Genomic DNA, 5,701 nt, shown 5'->3' on the forward strand with positions numbered 1-5,701 from the left:
CGATGAGCGGCGTCGCGCCGAGCTCGAGGACTGGACGATCACGGCGCACCGCATCGCGTCGATGGCGCTGCGCCGCGACAAGCCGGTGTGGCTGGTCATCGTCGTCACCAAGGCCGACCTCTTCCCCGACGAGGTCGACGAGGCCGTGCGCTACTACTCGCCCGGCAGCGGCTCCCCCTTCGCCGCGAAGCTCGACGAGCTGCGCTCCCTCGCCGGTGGCGCCCGCCTCTCGGTCGACGTGCTGCCGATGTGCACCGAGCCCGGCGAGGCGACCGGCAAGGCGGCCCGCAAGGACGCCGGCAAGCGGTGCAGCGCGATGCTCACCGCGCTCGAGGCGCGCATGGCACAGCTCTCCGGCCACGCCTGATCCGAGTACGTCCGCTCCCACGAACACCCCCCACCCTGCAAGACCCTAGGGTCTTGCGCAGTTGCAGACCCTGAACCCTGCAAAACCCTAGGGTTTGCAGGGTTCAGCGGCGGCCGCCCGGGTCAGAAGGTGTGGCGCAGGGGGTAGCCGCTCGTGCCGTCGGCGGTGGTCTTCGTCGCGAGCACGTGGGTGAGCTGGACGTCGTTGCGCTCGAAGCCGATCCGCGAGCCGACGAGGTAGAGGCCCCACAGGCGCGCGGTGCCCTCGCCGACCTCGGCGACGCACTCGTCCCAGTGCTCCACGAGGTTGTCGACCCAGCCGGCGAGCGTCCTGGCGTAGTGGGTGCGGAAGTTCTCGGCGTGCTGGAACTCGAGGCCGGCGTCCTGCAGCTTCGCGATGACCGTGCCGGCCCCGGTGAGCTCCCCGTCGGGGAAGATGTAGCGGTCGATGAAGGCACCGGTGCGGGTCGGCCGGTTGTGGTCGCGCGTGATGCAGTGGTTGAGCAGCCGGCCGTGGGGCTTGAGCTTGTCGTGCAGCGCGGCGAAGTACGCCGGGTAGTTCTGGATCCCGATGTGCTCGGTCAGGCCGATCGAGCTGATCGCGTCGAAGTCCCCCTCGGCGACATCGCGGTAGTCCATGAAGCGCACCTCGGCGAGGTCACCGAGCCCTTCGCGGTCGATCGCCAGCTTGGCCCAGTCGGCCTGCTCCCGCGAGAGCGTGACGCCGAGGGCCTTGACGCCGTAGTGCTTCGCGGCGTGGCGGACCATGCCGCCCCAGCCGCAGCCGACGTCGAGCAGCCGCTGGCCGGGCTGGAGGTCGAGCTTGCGGGCGATGAGGTCGTACTTGTGCTCCTGCGCCTGCTCGAGCGTCGCGTCGGCGGTCGGGTAGACCGCGCAGGTGTAGGTCATCGACGGGCCGAGCACCATCTCGTAGAAGCGGTTGGACACGTCGTAGTGGTGGTGGATGACCTCCGAGTCGCGGGCGCGACTGTGCCGCAGGCCCTCCATGACACGGCGCCACCGCGGCAGGTGCTCCTGCGGCGGGGGCGGCGGCGGGTTGAGGTGCTCCCACCCGAGGCCGCGGACCAGCTCCAGCGCCTCGCGGGCCGAGGGGATGCGCCACCGGTCGGTGCTGCTCATCAGGTCGAGCAGGGGATAGATGTTGCCGGGGTGGAACCCGGTGCCCGTGAGGTCGCCGGCGACCCACGCCCGGGCCATGCCGAGGTCACCGGGGGCGGTCAGCAGGTAGCGCAGCCCGCGCTCGGAGCGCAGCTCGATGCCGATCTCGGCGTCCTGCGGACCGGCGGCGCTGCCGTCGTAGGCCGTGATCCGCACGGGCAGACCCTCGGGGAGGATGCCGGAGAGGGCGTCGGCGATCTTGATCGTGCTCACTGTGTCCGAACCACCTTGTCGTAGAGGTCGGTCAGTCGGCCGGCGGGTCGTATCGCTGCTGGACCGCAGCGAGGTTGGGGCCGCCGTAGAGGCGTCGAAGACGTCACGCGGGTAGAAGGCCTCGGAGTAGAGCGACTTGTGCCCGCCGAGCTCGGTCACCCGGGCCTCGATGGCGCGGTTGCGCGGGCCCTGCGGTGCGTCGGGGCCGACGTGCACGGTTCCCCAGAAGCCGACGTTGACGTAGGTGCGCCCCGGTTCGAGGGGGTAGCCGGGCCAGGTGCGGGCATGGCCGTCGACCTCCCGCAGGCGAAGGGGGCACAGCCACACCGGCCGCATGCCGATCGCCTCGTCGAACCACCCGAGGAAGTCGGCCAGTCGGTCCGTGGGCACCTCGACGTCCTGGATGACGCGCTCGCGCCGGGGTCGACCGGCGCGCGCGTCGAGCCGGTCGACGATGCCGTGCCGTCGGTCGAGGGCGACGAGCCGGTGGTAGACGTCGGAGCGACGCCACCGCCGCGGCCACAGACGACGGACCGCCGGGCGCTGCACGCCGAAGGCACCCGAGCACCAGAACCAGTCGGTGTCCCAGCGCCACAGGTAGTCGTGCATCGTCAGCAGGTCGCTCGTGCGCTCCTGGAGCGAGCGGTAGAAGATCTGCTGGCCGGTGTAGTCGCTCGTCTCCCCGGCCTCGTCGGTCCACCGCGCGAGGGTCAGGTAGATCTCGTCGGGGGCGAAGGCCACCCCGTCGAGGCCGTCGATGCGCCCCCCGTCGTGCTCACCGGCCGCGACGAGCCGCTCGACGGCCTCAGCCGCCGACTGCGCGTCGTCGAAGCGCAGGTGCCGCAGCGCGACCCGCGGCGGTACCGCCTCGAGCTCGATGTGCAGCCGGGTGGCGTAGCCGAGCGACCCGTAGGAGTTGGGGAAGGCGTGGAAGAGGTCGGCGTGCTCGCCCTCCGGCCCGGCGGTGACGACCTCGCCGGACCCGGTGAGCACGTCCATCTCGAGCACCGACTCGTGGGGCAGGCCGTTGCGCCAGCTCGTCGCCTCGATGCCCAGGCCGGTGACCGCGCCGCCGAGCGTGATCGTGCGCAGCTGCGGGACGACGAGCGGGATCAGCCCGTGCGGCAGGGTCGCGGCGACGAGATCCTCGTAGGTGCACATGCCCTGCACCTGCGCGGTCCGCGTGTCCGGGTCGACCTCGATGACCCCGGCCAGCCCCGAGACGTCGAGCCCCGGCACCTCGACCCGGGCGCGAGGGCGGAAGAGGTTGGACGTGCGCTTCGCCAGTCGCACCGGCGCCCCGTGCGGGATCGCCGCGTGCGAGCGGACCAGTCGCTCGACCGCAGCCTCGTGTGCCTGCCAGCCAATTATCTGCATCGAGCACACAACCTACTCCTCGGGCCGGCGGTCAGGACAGCGGGTTTCGTCCCGCGTCGGTGCTGCCCTCGACGGCGGCGCCGCCGAGGTCCTGCGTGGCGAAGCGAGCGACGACCTCGAGGCACTCGCTCGGCGCCTCCCACAGGTCGTTGTGGGTGCGGCCCGGCACAACGACCCGCTGCGACGACGAGATCCCTTGTGCCAGCTGCTCGCTCATCGCCAGCGGCACGAGGTCGTCACGTTCGCCGTGGACGAGCAGGGTCGGCACCTCGATCCGGTCGAGCAGGGTGTCGGTCTCCCAGCGGTCGGGCACAAGCCGCCGCGGGAAGACGCGCACGACCCGCTGCACCATCGCGGTCATCGAGGTGAAGGGCGAGACGAGGACGAGACGCCCACTGCCTTCGTCGTCGTGGAGCCGACCCTCGGCGGCCAGGTGCGCCGCCACCGACGAGCCGAGCGACTCACCCACGAGCACCGTCCGCTCCGCGCGAAGGGGGAGGTGCGCCAGCCCGTCGCGTGCAGCCGCGAGGATCGCCTCCTGGTGCGGACGTCCCGCCGCCGGGCCGTATCCGGGGTACTCCACGGCCGCGAGCCGAGGCCGTGCCGGGCGAAGAGCCCGGCCAGCGGGCTGATCGACGCCAGGTCGGATCCGTTGCCGTGGAGGTAGACGATCGTGCGACCGCCCTCGGGGGCCGGGGCGTGGACGAGGTGGGCGCCCCCTTCGTCCTCTCGACGGGCAGCCCGCCCTCGGGGTCCCAGGCGGGGACCGGGTAGATCAGGCGGCGCAGCATCACCGGTCCGCCAGCTGCGGCAGCTCGCGCCCGTCGCCCGGGTCGGGCTGCGGGAGGACGTCGTCGGCGTCGACGAGATAGACCTCGTGACCGTCGAGTCGCAGACGGCGCGCGGTCTCGAGGATCATCCGGCGGCCGACGTCGGTCACCGAGTGCACACCGGTGAGGTCGAGCGCGATGCCCTGCTCCTGCGGCGGGTGCTCGGAGAGCCGGCGCACGACGTGCTCGGCCCCGCTGAAGCCGATCGTGCCGACGAGGTAGTAGACCCGCACCTGCTCGCCGCGGTGATCGATGACCCGGCTGGACTGGATGACCGACCGGGCGGGCGGCTCGACCTTCATGAGGTGCATGCCCATGTCGCGGGAGAGCCGCTCGAAGGTCTCGACGCCACGCACGCTGTTGCCATGGGCGTCGAGCGGCGGGGCGAACGTCGCCAGACCCGCCTGCCCGGGCATCGCCCCGATGATGCCGCCCCCGACCCCGCTCTTGGCCGGGATGCCGACGGAGGAGACCCAGTCGCCGGCGGAGTCGTACATGCCGCAGGTGAGCATGACCGACATGACGTGGCGGACCTGGGCGCCGGTGAAGACCTGCTTGCCGGTCACCGGCTGCACGCCGCCGTTGGCAAGGGTCGCCGCCATGAGCGCGAGATCGCGCGCGGTGACGAGCACGGCGCACTGGCGTGAGTAGGCGCTCACGACCTCCTCCGCCGAGTCGGTGAGGATGCCGTGGCTACGCAGCATGTGGGCGATGGCCAGGTTGCGGTCGGCGGTGGCGACCTCCGAGCGCCACACGTCCTCGTCGACGGACAGCTCACGACCGGCGAGGTCGGACAGGAGCCGGATGATCCGCTCGACCCGCTCGTGGGGCGCGGTGTCGGGCTCGCCGACGAGGGTGTGGGCGGTGATCGCCCCCGCGTTGATCATCGGGTTGCGCGGGCGGCCACTGGCGTCGAGGGAGAGCTCGTCGAAGGGTTCGCCGCTCGGCTCGACGTCGATCCTCTCCAGGACCTGCTCCAGACCGTGGTCGCGCACGGCCAGCCCGTAGACGAAGGCCTTGGAGATCGACTGGATCGTGAACTCGTGCTCGGCGTCACCGACGGCATAGACCTCGCCGTCGATCGTCGCGAGCGCGATGCCGAAGCGGTCGGGGTCGACCTTCGCCAGCTCGGGGATGTAGGAGGCGGGCTCGCCCCCCTTCGTCGCGGAGCAGGCCTCGGCGACCTCGGTCAGGTAGTCGGGCACGGGAGAACGCATGTCCCGATCCTGTCAGGCAGAGGCGGGCTCGTCACCGATGATCATCGGCTCGACGACCTCGCCCGTGGACCGCCCGCGCGCGTCGATCACCCAGCCGAAGCGCTTGAGGGTGCGCAGCATGACGACCGAGTCGACGAGGGAGAGCCAGGGCAGGCGGTCGCCGAGGAGGCGCTCGAGACGCAGGAGGTCCGACGGCGAGCGCGCCCACACCGACACGAGCAGGTTGCTCTCCCCCGTCGTCGACACGCACAGCCGCAGCTCGGGCAGGGTCGCGAGCGCCGCGACGGTGCGCTCCTTGGCCTCCTCGGGGACCCTCGCCAGCCACGTGCAGTGCAACGCCCAGAGCGTGGGGTCCTGGGCGACCTCGCAGCGGAAGGCGAGCTCACCCGTGGCGATGACGCGCGCGAGGTGGCGCCGGACAGTCGCGGGGTTGCGCCCCGTCCCGCGCCCGATGGCCGCGGCCTCGACGCGACCGTCCGCGCGAGGGCCGCGACGATCGGCCCGGCGTCCCGCGGCATC

The 5,701-nt window shown here is 72.0% G+C and carries 4 protein-coding genes and 1 pseudogene; 1 reads left to right on the top strand and 4 read right to left on the bottom strand.

What is annotated here, in order from left to right:
* Positions 1-367 (top strand): annotated as a pseudogene (locus AC2W7J_RS15195) (hypothetical protein); the annotation flags it as partial.
* Between the two features lie 122 nt (positions 368-489).
* On the opposite strand, the gene AC2W7J_RS15200 reads toward AC2W7J_RS15195, so the two are convergent.
* The 4 genes from AC2W7J_RS15200 to AC2W7J_RS15215 form a co-directional block, all read right to left on the bottom strand.
* Positions 490-3,135 carry a class I SAM-dependent methyltransferase gene (locus AC2W7J_RS15200; protein ID WP_485983414.1) on the bottom strand — a complete coding sequence of 882 codons (2,646 nt, stop codon included), beginning with the start codon at positions 3,133-3,135 and terminating at the stop codon, positions 490-492.
* Between the two features lie 31 nt (positions 3,136-3,166).
* Entirely contained in the window at positions 3,167-3,718 is a 552-nt protein-coding gene (locus AC2W7J_RS15205; RefSeq protein ID WP_485983416.1) for an alpha/beta hydrolase, read from the bottom strand.
* A 207-nt stretch (positions 3,719-3,925) separates the two neighbouring features.
* Positions 3,926-5,182, bottom strand: coding sequence for a glutaminase (locus tag AC2W7J_RS15210; protein WP_185221107.1), 1,257 nt, complete (start codon positions 5,180-5,182; stop codon positions 3,926-3,928).
* A 12-nt stretch (positions 5,183-5,194) separates the two neighbouring features.
* The coding region (locus tag AC2W7J_RS15215; RefSeq protein WP_485983418.1) for an Lrp/AsnC ligand binding domain-containing protein at positions 5,195-5,701 on the bottom strand (507 nt) is incomplete at its 5' end.

It is taken from the genome of Janibacter sp. CFPM2_SD2, assembly GCF_057364645.1.

Coding starts and splice junctions, on each gene's coding strand:
- AC2W7J_RS15200 (WP_485983414.1), bottom strand. CDS start 3,135: ATGCAGATAATTGGCTGGCAGGCACACGAGGCTGCGGTCGAGCGACTG.
- AC2W7J_RS15210 (WP_185221107.1), bottom strand. CDS start 5,182: ATGCGTTCTCCCGTGCCCGACTACCTGACCGAGGTCGCCGAGGCCTGC.